18 protein-coding genes and 2 riboswitches are annotated in these 22,503 nt (G+C 46.1%); of the genes, 8 read left to right on the plus strand and 10 right to left on the minus strand.

All coding sequences use genetic code 11. The features are described 5' to 3' along the window. Window positions 1-8: 8 nt before the first annotated feature. From KAI37_RS25260 to KAI37_RS25290, 7 genes are all read right to left on the minus strand, one after another. A complete protein-coding gene (locus tag KAI37_RS25260) occupies window positions 9-785 on the minus strand; it encodes an ABC transporter ATP-binding protein (protein ID WP_220030463.1) in 777 nt (258 codons plus the stop codon). Continuing rightward, complete coding sequence (locus tag KAI37_RS25265; protein WP_220030464.1) at window positions 782-1,699, minus strand: ATP-binding cassette domain-containing protein; 918 nt, start codon at window positions 1,697-1,699, stop codon at window positions 782-784. Before KAI37_RS25265 ends, KAI37_RS25260 begins: the two co-directional genes overlap by 4 nt. Next, window positions 1,699-2,514: a nickel transporter permease gene (gene nikC / locus KAI37_RS25270; protein ID WP_071643926.1), complete on the minus strand. Its 816-nt coding sequence runs from the start codon at window positions 2,512-2,514 to the stop codon at window positions 1,699-1,701. The genes KAI37_RS25265 and nikC overlap by 1 nt, the downstream gene beginning before the upstream one ends. Before the next feature lie 14 nt (window positions 2,515-2,528). After that, entirely contained in the window at window positions 2,529-3,458 is a 930-nt protein-coding gene (nikB, locus tag KAI37_RS25275; RefSeq protein WP_071643928.1) for a nickel ABC transporter permease, read from the minus strand. 15 nt (window positions 3,459-3,473) lie between these two features. Beyond that, window positions 3,474-5,054, minus strand: coding sequence for an ABC transporter substrate-binding protein (locus KAI37_RS25280; RefSeq protein ID WP_220030465.1), 1,581 nt, complete (start codon window positions 5,052-5,054; stop codon window positions 3,474-3,476). 217 nt (window positions 5,055-5,271) lie between these two features. Further along, a riboswitch (cobalamin riboswitch) is annotated at window positions 5,272-5,475 on the minus strand. Between the two features lie 880 nt (window positions 5,476-6,355). After that, window positions 6,356-7,663, minus strand: coding sequence for a nucleobase:cation symporter-2 family protein (locus KAI37_RS25285; RefSeq protein ID WP_071643932.1), 1,308 nt, complete (start codon window positions 7,661-7,663; stop codon window positions 6,356-6,358). Further along, window positions 7,657-8,274 carry a xanthine phosphoribosyltransferase gene (locus KAI37_RS25290; RefSeq protein WP_025720187.1) on the minus strand — a complete coding sequence of 206 codons (618 nt, stop codon included), beginning with the start codon at window positions 8,272-8,274 and terminating at the stop codon, window positions 7,657-7,659. Before KAI37_RS25290 ends, KAI37_RS25285 begins: the two co-directional genes overlap by 7 nt. 158 nt (window positions 8,275-8,432) lie before the next feature. Next, a riboswitch (purine riboswitch) is annotated at window positions 8,433-8,536 on the minus strand. A gap of 353 nt (window positions 8,537-8,889) precedes the next feature. Here KAI37_RS25290 and rhaB point away from each other — a divergent pair. The 5 genes from rhaB (at window position 8,890) to KAI37_RS25315 (ending at window position 16,101) form a co-directional block, all read left to right on the plus strand. Beyond that, complete coding sequence (gene rhaB, locus KAI37_RS25295; protein WP_071643934.1) at window positions 8,890-10,371, plus strand: rhamnulokinase; 1,482 nt, start codon at window positions 8,890-8,892, stop codon at window positions 10,369-10,371. A gap of 12 nt (window positions 10,372-10,383) precedes the next feature. After that, window positions 10,384-11,640 (plus strand): L-rhamnose isomerase, encoded by a 1,257-nt coding sequence (gene rhaA / locus KAI37_RS25300; RefSeq protein ID WP_071643936.1) that lies wholly within the window; start codon window positions 10,384-10,386, stop codon window positions 11,638-11,640. Window positions 11,641-11,706: 66 nt separating this feature from the next. Next, window positions 11,707-12,552: a rhamnulose-1-phosphate aldolase gene (gene rhaD, locus KAI37_RS25305; protein ID WP_023990992.1), complete on the plus strand. Its 846-nt coding sequence runs from the start codon at window positions 11,707-11,709 to the stop codon at window positions 12,550-12,552. A gap of 198 nt (window positions 12,553-12,750) precedes the next feature. After that, the gene (locus KAI37_RS25310; protein ID WP_071643938.1) at window positions 12,751-13,644 is read left to right on the plus strand and encodes an AraC family transcriptional regulator; all 894 of its coding nucleotides are present in this window, start codon (window positions 12,751-12,753) and stop codon (window positions 13,642-13,644) included. Between the two features lie 138 nt (window positions 13,645-13,782). Beyond that, window positions 13,783-16,101: a GDYXXLXY domain-containing protein gene (locus KAI37_RS25315; protein ID WP_220031530.1), complete on the plus strand. Its 2,319-nt coding sequence runs from the start codon at window positions 13,783-13,785 to the stop codon at window positions 16,099-16,101. Window positions 16,102-16,249: 148 nt separating this feature from the next. Here KAI37_RS25315 and mmuM read toward each other — a convergent pair whose 3' ends face one another. Next, complete coding sequence (mmuM, locus tag KAI37_RS25320) at window positions 16,250-17,197, minus strand: homocysteine S-methyltransferase (protein ID WP_220030466.1); 948 nt, start codon at window positions 17,195-17,197, stop codon at window positions 16,250-16,252. A 333-nt stretch (window positions 17,198-17,530) separates the two neighbouring features. Here mmuM and KAI37_RS25325 point away from each other — a divergent pair, with 333 nt between their 5' ends. Together KAI37_RS25325 and KAI37_RS25330 are read left to right on the plus strand one after the other, a co-directional pair. After that, a complete protein-coding gene (locus KAI37_RS25325) occupies window positions 17,531-18,586 on the plus strand; it encodes an AEC family transporter (RefSeq protein ID WP_220030467.1) in 1,056 nt (351 codons plus the stop codon). 17 nt (window positions 18,587-18,603) lie between these two features. Beyond that, window positions 18,604-19,623, plus strand: coding sequence for a 2-hydroxyacid dehydrogenase (locus KAI37_RS25330; protein ID WP_220030468.1), 1,020 nt, complete (start codon window positions 18,604-18,606; stop codon window positions 19,621-19,623). Between the two features lie 51 nt (window positions 19,624-19,674). Here KAI37_RS25330 and KAI37_RS25335 read toward each other — a convergent pair whose 3' ends face one another. Continuing rightward, window positions 19,675-20,412 carry a response regulator gene (locus KAI37_RS25335; protein ID WP_071643949.1) on the minus strand — a complete coding sequence of 246 codons (738 nt, stop codon included), beginning with the start codon at window positions 20,410-20,412 and terminating at the stop codon, window positions 19,675-19,677. Next, complete coding sequence (locus tag KAI37_RS25340) at window positions 20,409-22,058, minus strand: ATP-binding protein (protein ID WP_258383025.1); 1,650 nt, start codon at window positions 22,056-22,058, stop codon at window positions 20,409-20,411. Before KAI37_RS25340 ends, KAI37_RS25335 begins: the two co-directional genes overlap by 4 nt. Window positions 22,059-22,284: 226 nt before the next feature. Between KAI37_RS25340 and KAI37_RS25345 the strand changes: the two genes are divergently transcribed. Beyond that, window positions 22,285-22,467 carry a hypothetical protein gene (locus tag KAI37_RS25345; RefSeq protein ID WP_013312637.1) on the plus strand — a complete coding sequence of 61 codons (183 nt, stop codon included), beginning with the start codon at window positions 22,285-22,287 and terminating at the stop codon, window positions 22,465-22,467. Window positions 22,468-22,503 lie beyond the last annotated feature (36 nt).

Raw genomic sequence — 22,503 nt, forward strand, 5'->3', positions numbered from 1 at the left:
TTTATGGCTTAATTATCCAACGTTTGCAACAGAGTACGCGTGTACTCATGCTGTAACAAGTCTTCATCCCATTCCTTAAAGATTTCCACGATCTCCCCCTGAACCATGACGGCAACTCGATCACAAAACTGACGAGTAGATTGGAGATCGTGAGTGATGAATAGGTAGGACAACTGACGTTCCATCTGCATTCTTTTGAGCATGTCCAGTACAGAAGACTGCGTTGTCGTATCCAGATTGGCGATCGATTCATCGAACAAGATAATATCCGGCTCCACCGCCAACGCTCGGGCAATACATACCCGCTGTTTTTGCCCGCCACTCAGCTGTGCTGGGTATTTTTCCAGACTGTCAGCCTCCAATCCTACTGATTCCAATAGGGACAGACAAATATCCAGCGCCTGCTCTTTTCGCTCAGGAAAATAGTTGTGGATCGGCTCCATTAAAATATCTCGAATGGTCATACGAGGATGCAATGAGGAGGACGAATCCTGTGCAACCAATTGGATTCGCTTGTACAGCTGAACGTCCTTCATCTTTTCGAAATGTATAGGCTGATGATCCAGCCAAATCTCCCCTGAGGTCAACGATTCCAGCCCTAGAATACATTGTGCCAGCGTGCTTTTGCCACTTCCACTTTCCCCCACCAGTCCAAGACATTCCCCCTGTCGTAACTCCAGACTCACCTTCTTCACGGCCTGCTCGCTATCTTGCTTGCTGAACCAGCCTTTTCTCCGTTTGCGGACAGGGTATGCTTTGGTCACATTCTTCAATTCCAGCATCACTGGTGCATCCTTCCTTCCGGGCTCATCTCCAACACTCGATCTGCTATGCGGCTCATCCCCTGGCGATCATGTGAAATCAACAATATGGTGAGATCAAAGTCTTCTCTCAACTGTTGCAGCAATGCCAGAACCTTGTCGCGGTTGATAACATCCAACGCCGTAGTAGGCTCGTCGGCAATAAAGAGGCGCGGACCTGAGCTTAACATTGCAGCCAGTAGCACCCTTTGACACATGCCTCCGCTTAGTTCAAAAGGATATGACGACAAAATATGCTCAGGATCTGCAAACCCAACCTTGCGGAGCAGAGAGCACAAATAGGCCTCCCGCACTGGAGTAGCACCTCCTCTGGCTATCTCCGTGGCACGGCTCAGCATCTGCCGCATCCGTGGCAGCACGCCCAGCGGGTGGACTTGCTGCGGTGCAGTGTGGGATGGGACAGCATCAGCGTGCTCCGGCACTGCCTGGTTGTGCGGCATCCGACGCCGCCCGTGCAGTCTAAGCGTATCCATCAGCTGGGCGCGGACAGTCCGGATCGGGTTCAACCCGCTCAGCGATTGTTGAATGAGCAGGGCAATATCGTCTCGGCGCAGCCTTTGCCAGCGCCGTTCCTGGAACGGGAGAATGTCTTCCCCGTTATAGTAGATATGCCCTTGCGTAACACCGATACCTGGCTCCAGCATGCCTGCGATTGCGTGTGCGGTCAGACTCTTGCCGCATCCGCTCGGTCCGGTCAGGGCCACAATTTCCCCTGAATATATGGAAAAGCTCACATCACTCAGCAGCGGTTTGCTTCCGCTTTCGCTTGTTCCTACGCCAGTGCGGCAGATCTCTAAATGTTCCACGTGTAACAAAAGTTCTCGCCCTGCCACTTGTTCTATCGTATCCTTGCACCCAAGGGCTATTTGATCCTCCACTATTTGGTCGCCCCCTTTTCCGAAAAACGGTCGCCCAAAAGCTGGCAGGCAAGTACGAATAACATAATCGCCAAGCCTGGGAAAATCATGACATGCGGAGCCACCTGAAAATATGAGGTTGCATCATGCAGCATCACGCCCCACTCTGGCTTGGGCGGCTGTACACCCAGTCCAAGAAAGGACAGCCCAGCGATCATCAGCACCACGCGTCCGATATCCCATACCGCATAAACCAACAACTGCGGCAACGCTTGTGGCAATACATAACGTCTCAGTATACGCGCGTGTGAATTGCCGGATAAACGGGCATACCGAACGTAGTCCTCCTGACAGGCTTTTTGAACCAGACTACGGATATACCGGACATAGCCCGCCCACCGTACCGCAATAATCGCAAGGGTCATGTTAACAAAACCCGGGCCCAAAATGCCCACAATTGCCACCGTTAAAATAATATCAGGAAAAGCCAGTACGCCGTCGATTCCCCGCATAATCAGCTGATCCACGCGTCCGCGCACATAACCAATGAGCAACCCTATAGGTAGACTGAAGCACAGCGTAGCTGCAGTAATTGCACATGCGATTAGCACGCTCGTCCGAATCCCGTAAATTAGCCGTGACAGCACATCCCGACCCAGATGATCCGTACCAAAAGGATATTTCCGACTGGGTGGTGCCAGACGGTTCAAAAGATCCACTTGAAGAGGATCATGAGGAGCGACCCATGGAGCCAATAACCCAAGCAGCACGATCAGACCAAACAGTATGCCTCCTGCCAGCAAGCTCCCTTGAAAGGAAAGCCGTATCTTTTTCATTTTCAGCTTCCCCCTTAACGCAAACGTAGCCTCGGATCTATCGCCGTCTGGACCACATCCACCAAACACTGAACTCCTACAATTAAAAATACGGCGAAAATAACATACCCCTGAATCACCGGATAATCTCGCTGGGTAATCGCATCTATAAAATACTTGCCCAACCCCGGCCATGAAAAAATGGTCTCGACGATGACATTACCTGCCAACATAAATGATAGATTGGTACCTAGCAGTGTAATCATAGGCAGAACCGCATGCTTAAATATCTCAAAAAACAGGATATGCATACGTGAAAAGCCTCGAGCCTTCGCTGCTTTCACAAAATTCCGGTCACCCAGCTCCAGCATTTGAGCGCGCAGTACACGGGCTTGCACCGCTCCCAAACCTGCGCCAAGAGTCAGCGCTGGGAGCACTAGATGCGCCCAGTCCTCCCTTCCCATGGATGGGAGCCAGCCCAGGCGAACGGAGAATAGATAGATCAACAGAAACCCAAGCCAAAAAGAGGGAATCGACGATCCCAGCAGGGCAAACAGCCTGCCCAGACGATCCAGTGGGCCGCTGATTTTTAGCGAGGCAGCCAGTCCCAGCCCCAGCGTAAGCACCGTCATGACGGCAAAGCCCGCAGCAGCTAGCTCCACAGTAGCAGGCAGTCTGTTCCATAGTTCGGCTAGCACGGATTCCTTGGATACATACGAGGTGCCCCAATGCCCCGTGAACACATCTCGCAGCCAGTTCACATATTGAATATGAAGCGGCTCGTTTAAGCCCAGTTCCTGCCGTAGCGTCGTCAACGCCTCCTCAGAGGCAGGGACATTATGCGCGGTGAGCAAAATAGTAGCAGGGTCACCAGGAGCCAGCCGCATCAGTACAAAAGTCAGCGTGGATACAACGAATACAATGATGAGCAGCTGCGCCACACGTTCCAGTATAAAACGAATCATAGGATACGCAGCTCGTTATTCCGCAATATCAGATTGCGCTGTAATGTAGTAATACTCGATCGGATGGGGTGTAAAACCCTCCACCCCTTTTTTCACACCAAACACATTATCAGGATGCACAATGAACGACTGTGGCAAATCCGCATTGATGATATCCAGCGCTTGTAGTGTCACAGCATTACGCTGCGCTGTATCCTTCGCCAGCTTCAAGCTGTTAAGAATACTCTCTAGCGGTTTGGAACTATACCGGCTTACATTGGCTTCGCTTTTCGAAGAATAAAACATGTCCATAAAATATTGCGGCTCTCCTGTATGAGCAGTAAGCATACTGTACATAGCAAAATCCCAATCGTTTTTGGTCAACGCCTCGTCGATATTTTCCACCTTGCGAATCTTGACCTGGATTCCCTCTTTCAGCAATTGGCTTTGGATGACCTCAGCCATAACAGAGAGCTCCGGACGCTGAGGGAAAGTCAGCAGCGTAACCTCGAACGGCTTGCCTTGCTTAGTCCATGTCCCTTGGGCGTCCTTCTGCCAGCCATCCTTCGTCAACAGCTGCTCTGCCGTTCCCCCCAGCGCTTTACGCTCAACTTTACCAAAGGGAAGAATGCTCGGGAACGGACTGCTTGCTTCCGTACCGAAGCCTCTCATGACGGCGCTCACAATCGATGTGCGCGGAATCAGGCTGTCCACCACCTTACGGTTCGCCGCATCCTTGAATACTGGCGATTCCATATTGTACACGATCATATGGGTGCGCAAGGAGGGAGCCGACAGTACTTGTAGCTTGTCGTTCTTTTTCACTACCTCTGTGTTATCAACCGGAATATCGGTCGCTACGTCCACCTCGCCGGATTGCAGCGCCATCAGGCGCGAATTCCCGTCCGTAATGAACTTCATCGTCGCTTCAGCCAGTCGTGGCTTCTCGCCCCAATATCCGTCATAACGCTCTACGACCAACGATTGGTCCTTGTTGAACGCTTTGATTTTAAAGGCGCCTGTCATCGCTGGGTAGCTCTGCTCATCTTTCATCGATGCCACATCCAGTACAATCGTCGATGGATCAGCTAGATTGGACACCAACGCCGCATTCGGCTGGTTTGTCGTGATTTTCAAAGCCAGCGGGCCGCTTACATCAATGGACTTCACATTCAGTAAATCCTTCGCCAGATGGCTTTTCTCGATAGAGCGCAGTAAAGATGCTTTTACACTTGCTGCATCCATACTCTTTCCATCATGAAAAGTGACTTTATCCTGCAAGCTGAACGTCCAAACTGTAGGACTATCCTGCTTCCACTCCTTTGCCAGCCAAGCCACAGGCTCCAGCTTTTCATTCAAACGGACAAGTGTCTCACCTGCACCGGATCGCATCACATCCCAGCTATTATCTCCGTGCGGGTCAACGCCCGACGGTTTCCATGTATACGCCATTACCAGCTTTTTATCTGTCGCTGTTTGTTGTGCTGACGCGTTTTCACCCTTACCGGAGCTATCCGACGTCTTATTGCTGGCACATCCCGAAAGAGCCATAACTGCCAGCAACAGTATCACCCCTGTACATATCAACCATGAACTCCTGCTACGATTGCTAATCATTCAATGAATCCCCCTCTATCTTGTAAAATCATATAAACCTAACGCAAAACGCGAAAAAAGCATTCCGGACCACTTGATCAGCAGTCAGAAATGCTTTCATTATAAAATGTCAAAACTCACCTCGAAGCCAACTCCAAAAACATAGAAGGGATCAGATCGGTTTCAGACATTCCGTATGCAGCACGCCTAACCACCTCCCCAGCATCCCGTGGGTCTGACAGTGATGTCAAAACAGGCAGGTCTCCTGACTCCAGGCGCATCTTTCAGGCCTTCCCGGTTCTTCACAGTTCCAGTGGCTGTTCTGAAAGCTCCAGCAGTATCCTGCTAAGGCCTGTATACAGTGGCGGGCCCGTGTCGGAATCAACCGAACTTCCCTTTTAAGTGAACACGCTCAAAATCCATCTACATGGTCTCAACAAAACCCCGTACACAGAGTCGTCCGGCTCACACCTGTTTTCTTCCTTTATTTCTTTCCATTACGATCTTATTTTGTTGTCACAGGCTTGTCAATAAATGCTGCACAATAATTTAAATTTGAACGATAAGGTAGAAACAAGACGTAACCTCCAATTGCGTGCACGCAATTGAAGTGTTAAAATTAGGTATAGAGTAAACTACCGTGTCGTATACTAAAAAGAGTCTTCGCCGCGCCAACGGCAAAGACTCTTAGGACTTGAAAGGCTGTGGATCACCACCACGGCGCGCTGCATAACTAAATGTCAATGCAAACGAAACCCACCGTTAGGGGCCAACCTAATTACGCGGTGGGTTTTCGCTTGTTCCGAAATTTCCGACGTAGCCAGCGATAAAGTTTACGAATACTAAACACCAGGCTTAGTAACGTAACCATCCAACGCAACACATCGTAGCACGACACAAGTGTGACCATCGGCTTCACCCCCTTTCGGGAAGCTGCACCGTGGTCCGAAAACATCCACCACTATTCAAAATCCATAAGGTAAATTATACCACGACCTTGCCCACTACTCTAGCAAATTCCTCTAGTAGATAAATCAACTTAAGAGTTAACTTTAGCGCCACTGCACAGTCTCTATATGTCCCCAGACGGCAAGGGTATCTACTATTTAGGCAGCGCCTCTCAGAAAAATCAGGATGAAGGACGCGGCGTGTACTATTATGACTTTACTTCGAAAATCCAAACCCCGATCTTTATACAGGAAGAGGGTTTCATCAATAACTTCATGCTGCTAAATAAATAATCAGTTCTGGATAACTCCATGCCAAAAAGCCGGAAAAGAGGCATACGTCCTCTTTCCGGCTATCTTATTTTTTCCTAATCATCAAACCTTCTGTGGAACCTCCTGAACCGTCACGCTTTTGACCGATTCGCCCTGTTTTCTCGTCAAAACGATATTCAAGACAATCGCTGTAACCGAGCCCGAAACGATACCATTTTGCAACAGCATTTTGGCAAAGCTCGGCAGCTGGTCGAACATTTGTGGCAGAACGGCAGAGCCTAGGCCCACGGCAATGCTGCATGCTGCGATCAGCAGATTGCTTTCCTTCCGCAGATCCACTTCTGACAGAATAGACATGCCTGATGCAGCGACCGAGCCGAACATGACGATCATCGCCCCGCCCAGCACAGCGTTAGGAATCACTGTCGTTAAGGCAGCCAGCTTAGGAAGCAAACCAAGAACAACCATGATACCGCCGGCAGCAAAAATGACGTTCCGCGATTTGACGCGTGTGAGCGAAATCAGACCAACATTTTGCGAGAAAGCTGTATAAGGAAACGCGTTAAAAATACCCCCAAGCATAATCGCAAGTCCTTCGGAACGCAGACCATTGACGATCTGCTTCTGCTCCACCTTCTGATCAATTGCTTTGCCTACTGCCAAATAAACGCCTGTAGACTCAACCATACTGACAATATTGACGATAATCATCGTACAAACTGCCATAATGCTAAACTCTGGCTTACCAAAATAAAACGGCTGCGCAACACTCACCCATGAAGCCTCCGCCACGGGAGCAAAATGCACCATTCCCATTCCATAAGCAACCACTGTGCCCGCGAACAACCCAATAAGCACGGAAATCGAGCGCAAAAAGCCTTTTGCCAACCGATTCACAAGCAGAATAACCAGTAGTGTGACTAAGGCCAACAGCAAATTACGTGGCTGTCCAAAATCCGAACTGCCCTGACCCCCTGCTACATTGTTCATCGCCACCGGAATAAGGGATAGACCGATAATCGTAACCACCGAACCCGTAACCACCGTCGGGAAAAAGCGTAGCAGCTTGCCATACAACGGTGCCGCTAACACCACGAATATACCAGACAAAATAATGGCACCATACGCTGTCGCTAAATTTGAGGTCGAAGCAATCGCGATAATGGGCCCTACTGCCGTAAACGTACAACCTAAAATGACAGGCAGTCTACTACCGAAAAAGCGTGTGCCCATAATCTGTAATAATGTAGCAATCCCGCAAGTGAACAGATCGGCAGCCACCAAATAAGCCATCTGGGCTGGCGTCAGGTGCAATGCTCCCCCTACAATTAGAGGTACAGCAATTGCTCCAGCGTACATCGCCATGACATGCTGGAAGCCCAGCGCGAATAACTTTTGTTTACTTAACATCCCACATTCTCCTTAACGGGAGGAATCACCGCGCCAGCTTCCTCTATAAAATGAACCTCGCCCGGTGCCATGGAAGCAATACGCGCAAGAGAGCGCACAGCAATGCCTCTTTGCTCCAACAGTCCACGGCCTTCCTGGAAGCTCTTCTCAATCACACAGCCAACCCCAGCCAGCTCCGCTCCTGCTTCCTTCACAATATCCGTAAGTCCGACCAATGCTGCGCCAGTAGCCAAAAAATCATCTACGATTAGCACATGGTCGCTGGCATCGAGATATTTTTGGGAAATACTCACCTGATAAGTTTCCTGCCGAGTGAATGAATGAACCTCAGCGAAGTAGACCTGCTCATTCAGCGTGATTGCCTTCTTTTTCTTCGCATAAATGAACGGGACTCCCAAGGCAATAGCAGTAGCCATAGCAAATTGAATACCACTAGCTTCAATTGTAAGCACCTTGGTGATAGGAGCACTGCCGAAAAGGCGTGCAAACTCCTTACCAATCTCCAATGCTAATGCTGTATCTACCTGATGATTCAAAAATGAATCTACCTTTAATACGGTGTCAGATAAAATCTGTCCCTCTTGACGAATACGTTCCTCCAAAGCTTTCATTATGCGAGTATCGCTCCTTCTGTACTTTAAAATAGTATAAAACCTGCCAAAACCAAAAAAAGGACAGGCTCCCTTGAGTTGTTTCTCAAGTGAAGCCTGTCCTTGGGGTTATAATCCCTGACGGATTGGCGCACAAATAAATGCCCGCATTCATCCAAAGCCGATGCGCTATCACTCATAGTCGGACGATTACAGTGGTCATCCGGTAGAAACTTTTGGGCCATATCCCCAATATTATACGAGTCATATGAAATTGATATCTTGTATACTACACCCTCTGGCGGGCGGTTTCAAGACTATTTTTCATACAGACAGCGGCATTTGGAGAACCTTCCACAATTGGAATATCGTAAAATCAAATCGACCTTTGTTCAAGATATATATATTGCAAGGACTTTGCATAATCCTGATTGTAGAAAACAGATTAAAAAACAAAAATACATACAAAACAACATTTAATTTTAATTATAATTTTAGAAAACAAAAATAAAACCACAAATTATACTTCCGTTTCTGTTGACTACAAAGAAAAACGGAAGTAGTATGGAGTTAGTTAAGAAAACAAAAAGCAGACTTTCAGGCTGCCAGTATTTTATCCATGCAAGGAGATTGGGTATGAATAATTATCTTGCTGTTGATATTGGAGCTTCAAGCGGAAGGCTCGTAAGCGCAACTCTGCAAGGTGACCAGCTACACTTGCAAGAGCTTCACCGTTTCAACAACTCCTTTACCGAAAAAAACGGACACGATTACTGGAATATCGACGAACTATTGAATGAGATTATTCAGGGCTTGCAAAAAGCTAAACAGACGGGGATTCATTCCTGTACGCTCGGTATTGATACATGGGCTGTAGATTACGTGCTGCTTGATCAGAAAGGAAACCGCATTCAGGAGGTATACGCTTACCGGGATGCACGTACCCTCCATGCGCCCGACAGGCTGCACCAGATCATCAGTCGAGAGGCTGTGTATGAGAAAACAGGCATTCAGGAACTAAACTTTAATACCCTGTATCAACTGTTTGTCCATGATCGGGAACAGCTTGCCCAGGCGGATAAAATATTGATGGTCCCCGATTATCTGTACTATCGCCTGACAGGCACCATGATCAATGAAATGACGAATGCGTCCACGATGCAGCTTCTCAACGTGAACACACGAGAGTTTGATGAAGACCTGCTGTCCCTGCTCCAACTGCGACGCAATCAGTTTTCAGAGCTTTCCGAGCCTGGACGGGTTCTGGGTTCTCTTTTGCCGGAGCTTGTTCAAAAATACGATCTTCCGGACTGTCAGATCATTCTTGCGCCTACTCACGATACTGCATCGGCTGTTGCAGGTGTTCCGTCACAGCGGGAAGAATCTTGGGCTTTTATTAGCAGCGGAACGTGGTCACTACTGGGAATGGAACGATCCGAGGCCTTAAATACCAAGGCAGCCATGCAGGCGAACTACACGAATGAGTGGGGTGCTTACGGTACGTACCGTTTTCTGAAAAATATTATGGGATTGTGGATGATTCAGGAGATTAGGAGAGAGGGCGGTTCCGCACATAGCTTTGCTGAATTGGCCGAACTGGCTTCAGCAGAGACACCGTTTATCAGTCTCGTCCTCTGTAACCAGTCATCCTTCTTAAACCCGGATAGTATGACCCTTGAAATTCAGCGATTCTGTGAAGAAACAGGCCAGCCCATCCCCAGGACGCCGGGTTCACTCGCCCGCTGTATTTTTGACAGTCTGGCCTTAAGCTACCGCGATGCCTTACACGAACTGCAACGTTTAACAGACGAAACGATTACCAGATTGCACATTGTCGGCGGAGGTGCTAACAACGAATTACTATGTCAGCTAACAGCCGATCTCTTGGGAATTGAGGTTCAGGCAGGTCCTTCCGAATCTACGGCCATCGGCAATATTGTCGTGCAATTAATCAGCTCTGGTGTTCTTGAGGATCTCAAAGCTGCTGGCCGAACCATCGCCCGCTCCTTTCCGACTAGGCTATATGAGCCGCAATCGGTGGAAGGCATGCAAGAGCTTCTGGAACGCTGGGAGCGCCTCAAGATACAAGCAACATCCTCTATTCAGATATCTCAATAAAGGAGTAAAGCCATGAACAAAGCTATTGAAGCCAGTTATAACGAAGCGAAAAAGCTGTATGCCCGCCACGGTATTCAAGTTGACGACATTTTACAGAAGCTTTCACAAATCAAAATATCACTGCACTGCTGGCAGGGAGATGATGTTCAGGGATTTCTGTTCAAAGACAAACAGCTTAGCGGGGGGATTGCCGTAACGGGCAGCTACCCGGGCAGAGCAGGCACGCCGCATGAGTTGCGTCAGGATTTAGAAAAAGCTCTATCACTCATTCCGGGTAAACACAAGGTCAATTTGCATGCAATCTATGCGGACACCACTGAACAAGTGGATCTGGATCAACTGGAGCCACGCCATTTTCAGAACTGGGTAGACTGGGCCAAACAGCAAGGGCTCGGGCTTGATTTTAATCCAACTTTGTTCTCTCATCCCAAAGCCGAAGACGGCTTCACACTGAGTCACAAGGATTCGGAAATCCGTGATTTCTGGATCACACACTGTAAAAAATCACGCAGGATTGCAGAGCATTTTGGCAAAGAACTCGGTCAGCCCTGTGTCACTAACCACTGGATGCCGGATGGCTATAAAGATACTCCGGTTGATCGGTTGGCTCCAAGAGAACGTCTGCGTGATGCGCTGGACGAAATTTTCAGCGAGGAAATCAGTGAGGAATACAACATCGATGCGGTTGAAAGCAAGCTGTTCGGCATCGGCTCGGAGAGCTATGTCGTGGGCTCCCATGAGTTCTATATGGGCTACGCCCTAACGCGGGGTAAATCTATCTGTCTTGATTCTGGTCACTTCCATCCGACGGAAGTCATTTCGAACAAACTGTCCTCTGTGCTGATGTTTACCGACCAATTATTGCTCCATGTCAGCAGACCGGTTCGTTGGGACAGTGATCATGTCGTGACAATGGACGACGAATTGCTGGACATTGCCCGTGAGCTGGTTCGCGGTGAATTGCTCTCCCGAACCCATATCGGTCTTGATTTCTTTGATGGAAGTATCAATCATGTAGCAGCATGGGTCATCGGAACACGCAACACGATCAAAGCGCTGCTTCGCGCTATGCTCGAACCGATTGAAGCATTAAAGCAGGCGGAAGAGGAACGGGACTTTACCACTCGTCTTGCTCTGGTCGAAGAGTTTAAATCGTATCCGTTTGGTGCCATATGGGATTACTATTGCGCTCAAAACGGCGTTCCTGTTCGTGAGGAATGGCTGGCCGAAGTAAAAAACTATGAACAACAAGTACTCTTGAAACGATAACTGCTGAAACGGTAACTAATGACTGATAATGCTTATATTCATATCATACAAAGGGAGAGATTATCCATGACTACTGTGCTGGAGAATCAAAAAGAACGCAAATCGGGACTAGATATCCCATTTGTTCGCGAGATGGCGGAAATTACACAAAACATGTGGAAATTCGGCTGGGATGAACGCAATGGAGGTAATGTAAGCTATATTCTGGATGAAGCTGAGGTTGCAAAATATATAGATATTCATCAGGTCATTCGGACGATTAAACCTGCTTTCCCGGTGAATGAACTGGCTGGTAAATATTTTATCGTCACCGGATCAGGAAAATATTTCAAAAATGTAATTGCAGATCCAGAAGCTAACTTAGGAGTCCTTCGTGTCTCCCAGGATGGTGAGCAATTGGAAGTCTTGTGGGGCCTCAAACACGGGGCGGTGCCTACCAGTGAGTTACCTTCCCATTTTATGGGCCACATTGAGCGCTTGAAGGTCGATCCTAACCATCGTGTTGTGATTCATAATCATGCCACCCATGTTATTGCCATGACCTTCATTCATAGTCTGGACGAAAACCAATTCACCAAAACACTGTGGGAAATGTGTACCGAATGTATTGTCGTCTTTCCAGACGGTATCGGTGTAATCCCTTGGATGGTACCGGGTTCCAGCGAAATCGGCCGCGAAACGGCTAAAAAAATGAAGGATCATCATGCTGTATTATGGCCTCATCATGGCATTTTCGGAACGGGCAGCTCCATTGATGAAGCGTTTGGCCTAATTGAAACGATTGAAAAAGCGGCGCAAATTTATATGCTCATTGCTCACCATGATATTCAGCAACGTATTACAGATCAGGAATTGGCCGATCTGGCCAAAGCCTTCAACGTTACTCCAAAAGAAGGAATCCTGAACGTATAAATGTAGGCTAATCTTCATCTCATAATACAGAACTTAAAAGGCTCCATGGCTCGTCTCAAACCGGCCATGGAGCCTTTGGCATACCTAGTTTTAATTATATAACCCTTAATTCCAATGAATTAACTTGTAATTATGCTTTCCTTTATATACAATAAAATCAAAATTCCCTTATCTCCACCAAAGGAGAGGTGACAAGTTATGAAAAGAGCAAAAAATGAAGATCACTTCGACATCGTGGAAGACCATTATTTCACAGCTACCGAACTGGAGAAATCCAGCGCCATTTGGCCAGTCAGACTGGGTATGGATATTTCGAAAACAAGCTGCCATGTTGGTCCCAAGGCTGTTCCTTATTTTTATTTGATTTTTGTACTTGAAGGTCAGGCTGAGTTTATTTATAAGCAACAGAAGTACCGTGTCCAAAAGTCTGATTTATTCTGTTTTTTTCCGCATCTTGCCCATGAATATTACACCGATCACGAGCACCCGTTGCAAAAGGTATGGATTGCCTTTGAGGGACCCAAGTCCCTCGCACTGCTGGAGCGGATCGGAATTAATCCCTCTACGCCATTTATGGCTAACGCAGTGAGCGAGGAAATCCTCGAACTTATCTCCAACCTGTTTTCCATCGTAAACGACAACAACAGTCAGGGTAGCGATCTGGCCCGCTTGATTACACTGCATCAGATCTTCCTGGAGTTGTCCCGCAACACATCTGACGTGCTGCGCAACTTTGTATGCTCTGATTATTGGCTCCAGCAGGGGAAAGATTACATTGAAATGCATTATTGTGACCGTGTTACGATTGAGCAAATTGCCGAGCATGTAGGTGTGGATCGTGCGCATTTTTCACGTAAGTTCCATTCCACCTTCCTCATCTCTCCCGCCAAGTATTTGCAAAACCTCAAGATTAACGAAGCCAAAAGATTACTGGAGCAGACAACCTACAATTTGTCAATCATAGCCCAGTCCATCGGCTATACCGATATGTCCACCTTTTCCAAGGCATTTAAGAAAACAGCAGGGATTCCACCGCGTGAGTATCGCTTCCGACATCAGTCCCGGCAAGAGATTCGTACCGTCAACGCTTAGTCGGAATCCAGTAACGTTAAAGAGAGCCACAGTATACGGTGGCTCTCTTTTTATGACCTGATCCTAATTTCCACTTGGTTCTGAGCCCTTTCAACGCTATAATAGGCATCAAACCAACAGGAAAGGTACGTGAAATCCATGCTGCGATTCAATGCGATACGTACGGGTTATCTGCTGGGCATCTCACTGATACTGGCCGCAATTATTTATTTTTTCGCCTCCAATTGGGGCGGACTGGATCGGACATCCAAGATTGTACTTGCTGCTGCGCTTATTGTTCTGTTCTATGGCTTGTCTTTTGTATTTGCACGGATACGTGCTGTTCCCGGCCAACAAGCTTTTCTGTCTAATATGTTTTTGGTGGCTGGCTGTATAGCCTTTGGCGTTTCCGTGGCATTGCTCGGTCAAATTTACAATTCCCATGCGGACAGCTACGGATTGTTTTTCATTTGGTCGGTGCCGGCTCTACTGCTTAGCTGGATTACTCGCTACAATCCTTTTTATATGCTGTCTTATGTACTAATTCATCTTGGTTTGTGGCTTTATTTTTACCCTACGATGCAAAGCGCGCCTTATAGCGAGCTGGAATCGTTGTCCATTGCCGGAATATTCGCAATAGTCAATCTGCTGCTATTTTTATTGACGTTCCTTCATCGTATACACTCTGCTCCACTACAATATATGAGCTTTACGGTTTTCCATATAGCCATGTTGGCGATGACCAACTCTTTTGCATTTGATGGGTATGGCCTGGTTATGAATATACCGCATATCGCTGTGATTGCTTTAGGATTTTATATATTTACCAAGGTGCAGCTGAATAAAACGCTACTGACCTTGAATGCATTGGCACTCTCGGCTTTTGCCGTCTTTAAATTTATAGAGCTGGCTGAGGCGTACTCCTCATCTCTGTTTTTTGTTTTTGGTTTGATTTTTGTGGCGCTACTGCTGACGGGTAACGTGTGGTTTTTCCGTTATTTGAATCATTTGGGAAAAACACCGCCGGAAGCAGATGAGATATCCAATGAGGAAAAGGGAAGTATCGCGAAATCTGATACAGGGACAACGGACATCAGTACATCAAAGACTGAGACGACCGTTACCGAGGAACGTGGCAGTGAATGGATCAGCAAAACCGTATCCCGTGTAATCAAAGTGGTTGGAGTGCTGATCGGTAGTATTTCTCTCATCGGATTGATTATGATTAGCACGAATGTAAACCACACCGAATATGTACTGTTGGTTGTGTCGTTGCTGCTTATGATTTCGATGATTGTCATACCGGAATCCAAGCTGGATTCGGTAATACGTTTTACACTGCTGACCATCAGCTATATTACAGGCTTGGCGGCCATTCTTTGGTCAGATCAGACGTTGCTTTCGGTATTATTTCTGATCGTTTCCATCGCTGGATGGTTTCGCTCCAAAGGGAAAAGGCAGTTGTTTTTTGCCTACACCTTTGTAAACCTGAATCTGGCGACCATTTTATTTCAGCAGTATCAAGAGTGGGATGGTTGGAACTGGACCTATAAGTTCATCATCTTCTCTCTTTTCATCGTCAATGCCGTGTTATATGGGGTAAGTTACTTTATATTCAAGACGGAGTTAAAAGAACATCTGCGGAATAGCTCATTGTTTTTTAGCTTGCTGTTCCTGTTTTGGGCGACGTTTTTCGAGGATGTCATTCCACACTCTTATATGTTCATTAACATTTTTTATTTTGTTATCGTTACCGGGATGGTCTTTGCCTTTGCCCGTCTGAAACAAAAATCGGAGACCATCATGAGCGTTGTCTTCTGGTTTATTTTTATCGGCTTCAAATACTATGATTTATTGTGGACGCTACTGTATAAGTCTTTTACGTTGGCGCTTCTGGGGGTCATTGCACTCGGCTTGACCTGGTGGGCGGATCGGCGAATGGCCCATAGCGGCAAAGCAGCATTTGATGCCGACCACCGCAGCTTTAGCTTCATGCGCTTAAGCCCGTTACTCATCGCTATTGTCATCGTGCTACAGCTGGGGATCATCGGCTATCAGACGTCGAGAAGTGAAACCCTGCTCGCCACAGGGGCTTCCATTAAGCTCAAACTGGCTCCTATAGACCCGCGCTCCCTGCTGCAAGGCGATTATGTGGCACTGAATTACGACATATCTACCCCGCCTTCCAAGACCCCTCTTCAGGAGGAGGAATGGAGCCGAGGCAAGGTCAAAGTCGTTCTCACACCAGATAGCCAAGGAGTATACGTCGCGGATCGCCTATATCAAGATGGTGAAAAACTTGCCAGTCATGAAGTCGTTTTAAATGGACAATGGTATGGTTCTCGTATTCTGTACGGTATTGAGAATTATTTCATCCCTGAGGGAACCGGACGTACTGTAGAACAGAACGCACATTTTGCCCATATCCGGGTGAGCCGTAATGGAGACGCACTACTGGAACGTTTAGCGGAAAGCTGACCAGATCGGCGCAGGTAGTAAACAAAGCAGGCTGAACCAAGCTGCTCCATTGCCGGAGCACAACTTGGTTCAGCCTGCTTGTTCTTTTTCGGGCCATCGAGTTATCTCTTATAGATAACCTTTATCCCTGCGCTACGCTTATCCTCGTTTATACATCTCTCGTCCATGATGCTATTTCCTCAATATCCAGCGGCTGAGTCCGGCAACAACCGCCAATCAGACGAGCTCCCGCTTCATACCATTGGCGGGCACTTTGTCCAAACGTCTCTGCACAAGTGCTGCCGTGCCATGTCTTGCTGACCGGATCATATTCCTCCCCCAGATTGGGATATACCACCACAGGCTTATCCGTGTGGCTGCGTATTTCGTGAATAAGCGATGGAACGAATTTCGGCAAAGTGCAATTGATTCCTACAGCAGCCACTTGCTCATGCCCATTCAGCCACTCAGCACATGCAGCGGCAGACTCACCATTGCTGATATGCTGTCCATCCTTTGCGCTAAAGCTGATCCAGGCATACGTGCCAGGGAATTCCTTCAGCAATCGGGCAATGGCCTTGGCTTCAACCAGACAGGGTATCGTTTCACAGGCTAAAATATCTGCTCCCGCCTCGATCAGAACTTTCATACGTGGCCTGTGAAACTCCACTAGCTGTTCCTCGCTCAGCTTGTAATCGCCGCGATACTCTGACCCATCTGCCAAAAACGCCCCGTAAGGGCCAACAGAGGCCGCGACTAGCGGCTTGGGACGATATCGCTGACTAGCAGTAGCCTTCATGTCAGCCCAAAACTCATCGCGTGCCTGCACAGCAATCCTCACCGATGATTGAATCAGCTCCAGCGCCTCATTTTCGCTTAGGCCTCGTTTAACATAGCCTTCAACGGTAGCCTGATAGCTCGCAGTAATCGCACAGTCTGCCCCAGCTTCAAAATAATCCCTATGTACACGCTTGATCGACTCCGGATGCTCATGGAGGATTTTAGCTGACCATAAGCTATCGTTCAGATCATGTCCATGACGCTCCAGCTCGGTCGCCATGGCGCCGTCCAGCACGATCAGCTGAAATTCGTACAGTATATGTTGTATCGGATTCATACGGCCCCTCCTGCTATCTTTTCTATTTAACCCACTAATCAAGTAGGGTTTAATGATTTACATTATAGCACGGAAGTTGATGAGCACTCACAAAGCCAAGAAATAATCATTCCGTGAAGACGTCCCCTCTCGTTTCATTTGCCATCTGATGTAACGTATAAATTTTTTAAATTAGTTTCATAAGTTAAATTAATTAGATATTGTTCTTTTTTTCACAAAGTCATTTTACTATAAAAGTGCAAACCAACACTTTGGCCAAAAGATCAGGGAATTGCATCGTCACATTCTGCATCGTCATTTATGTGAAAAAAGGTACAAGAGAGGGTTTTATCTATGTCTTTACTAGAAATGATTACAGCGACCTTAACAGATAACAAAATTCTCAGTTCTATCGCTTCCACCGTTTTTATTATCCTTCTTGGTTTCTTTTGCCGCAAAAAGGGGATTTTTAACGCAGCAGTAGGAAAGATGTTATCCAAGGTTGTTCTAACCGTGGCTCTACCAGCACTAGCCTTTAATTCTTTTATGCAGGGTATTAATCCTACAATGTTAAAACAAGGAATGAATGTTTTAATATGGGGAGTTTTAATTTATATTATTCTCATCTTTATTTCTAAACCGTTCTTCCTGAGCTACAACAAGGATAAACAGGATGTTTTGCGGGTATTAACCATTTTCGGTTCTACTACTTTCTTCGGAATTCCAATTGTCGGAGCCATTTACGGTCCTACCGGAGTGATGTACAGTTCCATTTTTAACATAGGGTACCGCATTTTCTTATACTCCTATGGCTATATCAAAATGAGCGGCTTGAAAATGGAGCTTAAAAATCTCAAAACCATGTTTTTGAATCCCATCGTTATCGCCACGTTTCTAGGCTTGTTTGTTTGGTTGTTTCAAGGTTATTTGCCACAGATGAGTGTAGCTACTGAGGATGGGGCCATTCAGCAGTTCGCCTTTCTAAGAATTGATCAAACCGCTGTCTGGCTGTTCAAGCCCATGACCTACCTAGCTGGACTAGCTTCTCCATTAGCCTGGTTATCGATTGGATCGACATTGGGGGAGATCAGCTTCAAGTCGGCAGCTACTGATAAGACCTCTTGGTATTACAGCATAGTTAAGGTTTGGCTTGTTCCTATTGTTAACATCGTCTTGCTGGCTTTGTTGACTGTATCTCATATTCTGTCAGTCGATTCTGTCGCTTTAGCTACTATTGTCATCATGATGGCTACTCCTACAGCTACCGTAGCCGCAGCCTATGCCATCAGTTTTGATAAGGAAGCCATATTAACTTCTAATGCATCGCTTCTATCTACTATCACTTCTGTCGTCATGATTCCAGTGTGGATCATTACGCTCAATGTCATTGATAAAATTGGAATTTTCTAAATCAGGGGGAAAACAACATGTTAAAAATCATTTGCTATGGTGTCCGTTCTTATGAGAAACCCTATTTCCAGAATCTCAATAAATATAACTTCCAACTAACGCTGGTAGAAGAGTTGTTAACCACCAGCAATGCAGAATTGGCACAGCATCACGATGCCGTTTTGCTAAGAGGAAACTGTGCTGCCAATCGGGAAAATATCACAAAATTCAATGAATACGGCATTCAATATGTTTTCACCAGAACAGTCGGAATCAACCACATTGATTTGGATGCCTGCAGCGAATTCGGAATGAAGGTGGCACGCGTGCCATCCTACTCTCCGAATGCCATCGCCGAGCTCTCCCTAACTTTAGCAATGATGCTGTTCCGACACACCGCTTATATGACTACCAAAAGTTCGTTCAAAAATTTTATTGTGGATGAGCATACATTCAGCAAAGAGATCCATAACTGTAAAGTTGGGATTATCGGGGTGGGTCGCATTGGTCTGACGGAGGCCAAATTGTTTAAAGGATTGGGAGCCTCTGTTATTGGTTATGATGTGTACCAATCAGATGCGGCCAAGGAAGTCATTCCATTCACGACCTTGGATGAATTACTGGCAGAGAGTGATGTCGTTAGTGTGCACGTTCCTTATCTGCCGGGACAGAACGACAAAATGATTAACGCCAGCTTTTTAGCAAAAATGAAAAAGGGATCTATTCTCATCAATACCTCACGTGGAGAATTGCAAGATAACCAAGCCATTTTGGACGCTTTGCTCAGTAACCATCTGGAAGGCTTCGCTACGGATGTCTTCCCTAAAGAAGATGAATTATTCTTTAGAGCATTTGAACCATGGCAAATGCTCCCGGACCCAACGATCCAGAAGCTTGTCGAGCTATATCCAAGAGTTTTGGTAACGCCTCATGCTGGCTCGAATACCGTTACGGCGTTATCCAACATGATTGAAACTAGCTATGACAACTTCCATGATATCGTTACAGCTCATTCTTCGGATAACCTAGTCCCACTTCCTGTTCTCTCTATGAAATAATTAGGAAGCTCGGTACTCTTGTTGAACAAAAAAAGAACCGCTATTTCCAGACTACATCGGAAATAGCGGTTCTTTTATATCAGGATTCAACTGATAGAGCATTAGCGGCCTGCCAACCTTGTGGTATTCTATCGATTCAACCAGAAAGCCATCGTCCACCAGGAACTGAATATATTTTTTTACCGTGATACGGGACAAGTCCACTTCTCTGGCTAACGTTTCAACCGAGAATGGTCCATCCAGCTCTTGAATACTCTTCAGTATCGTGGTCATGGTCAGTTTGGACAAATTTTTAGACAGGTTTTTCGGTAGATTATGCGATGGATGTTCAACAGGTTTTTTCTTCTCCACACCCGCATGCTCTTCTTTATTAAAATAATGGTCAATAACAGCCTGATTAATTCCGTTCCCTTCCTCCATCACCGTCGCCAGACGCTGGATTTTCTCAACAGCCAGTCTAAAGCGTTCGAATGTAAAGGGTTTAATTAAATAGTCTGCAACACCATAAAAAACGGCTTCCTTCACCGTCTGAATATCTTTTGCAGCCGTAATTAAAATAACTGAAGCATGATACTGATGCTCCTGCATATGTGATAATAAAGTTAATCCGCTTTTTCCAGGTAAATAAACGTCCAGTAATACCAGATCCGGTGACCATTTTTGAAGGCAATCCTGTGCTTTCTTGACGGTATCTGCCTTACATACAACGTCCAAATTGTCCATGCGCTCGATAAACTGTTGATTGAGCTCAGCAACCATCGGATCATCCTCAACAATTAGAACTTTCATTCATTTGTCACCTCCAATGTACAGGGCAACTCTACATATATACTTGTTCCGAGACCCGGTTGGCTATCAAGCTCAATGATTCCTTGATGATTTTCCACCATGGTTTTAACCAGATTCAAGCCGTAGCCTCTGTCTTCTCCTTTGGTTGAAAAGCCATGCTCGAATATTCTTTTTTGCATCTCAAAATCAATCCCCATACCATTATCTTTCACTTTCAAAATGAATACATTTCCCTCACACTCATAGTTCAATTTCAGTTCAATTTTGCCGGGTTCTTTTTTTTGTAAGATGGAATCTATGGCGTTGTCAAAAAAATTGCCCAGGATGTGTATGACATCATGAACGATATCCTGCATCTCCACATTAGAGACATCCGAGCTTTCTGCAAGAAGAACCGAAATATTCTGTTCGCGTGCTTCGTTGATTTTACCCATAATAAAACCTGCTAATGCCGGAACTTTAATTCTCTCAGTCAAAAAGCCTACCTCATCCTGATACCGGTGATTTAGCTGCTGAATATATTGACTGACCTCCGCATATTTCCTCATTTCAATCAGCCCGGATATTACGTGCATTTTGTTCATAAATTCATGGGTCTGTCCGCGAAGGGAGTTAATATAATATTTTGTACCACTTAACTGGTTGCTGAGATGGATCATCTCGGATTGGTCGCGCAGCGTTGCAACTGCCCCAAAAAACTCATTTTCAATATATATAGGGGTTACTGTCGCAATGACTTCTATACCATTCACATAAAATGAGCGATCCTTGATTTTCTTTTTATCATCAAACACTCTCTTGAAGAGCACGTTATAAAAGTTGGTATCTAGCTGCTCGCCAATCGGGGCTTTCATCTCTTGGTTTGCCGGTTGATACTTGGCCTGAGCTTCTTTGTTCATGAGCATAATTTTCTTGTCAGCCGAAATGGCTATAATTCCTTCAGCGACCTCATTTTCAATAATTTCTTTTTCACGCAATCGTGTTGCTATCTCTTGCGGCTCAAGCCCAAATAAAATCGTTTTGATTTTCTGAGCCAGAATGATCGCGCCCAGAACTCCACTGAAGAGCCCCAGCATCAGTCCTCCAAAAATGGTATACTGCGCTTGCATCAAATCATGATTTAGGGTTCTCATGGTCAGCCCTACACATACAATGCCAATGACCTCATGCTGTTGATTAAATATCGGCGTAAAATATCGGTAACCTTTGCCCAAAATACCTATATTCTCAGAAAAATGTCCCTGACCGGATAGCGCTCTTCTGGCATCATTCAAATCAGAGAACGGTTTGCCAACCATCGTGGCATTCGGATGAGATAGCCGAATTAAATCGTGGTTCAAAATGACAACGAAATCCACATTAACGTTGTGCATGACTTCAAGCGAGTAGTCTTGGATCTGCTTCACAGGAACTCCCTGCTCAACATTACGAATAACATCGTTGTCACTGGCAACCATCTTGGCAATACCCGAAAGTTTTTCCTTCGTATTATCAAAATGCTTGTTAATCACGAAATTACGAATGAGAAGCAAGGATATAATTAAAGAAATAATGATAACTAAAACAACCAAAATAATAATCATGAATTGTAGCGAAACCTTGAATTGTCGTCTCGGTTTCGACTTACTTTTTAATCGCAACCCCATCACCTAGCTTCTTTGTTAAGCTCTCCATTAGGAAGAAGAGCTTATCTCTGACCTATATTCCCTTGATATTCGACATCATTTGACAATTTCCTTCTTATTCTGCAAGCTCTGCGCGCTCCACCGACAACCAAACGTATCCTTTATCTGAAATAAAACGATATGCTGAATAAGGAAAGATCAATTCTCCATAATAAGGACGTATACCTAATGAAATGGAGGATATCGGATGATTGACAATCTCGAAAGCAATTACAACTGCGCTAATGCAGGACAAGACCTTCATCAGCTCAAGCAGGAACTCGCTGCGCTTCAGGAACAAGGTGCAAACGACCAGGCGTCCGAGGAAGCCATTCATCGGCTGGAAAATCAAATTTCGTTCATCTTGAACAAGTGCGATATTAACCACTAGTTGAAGCTTGGCTATTTCAGTAAAATAAATAAAACC

The organism is Paenibacillus sp. S25 (assembly GCF_019454085.1).
Taxonomy (GTDB): Bacteria; Bacillota; Bacilli; order Paenibacillales; family Paenibacillaceae; genus Paenibacillus; species Paenibacillus polymyxa_B.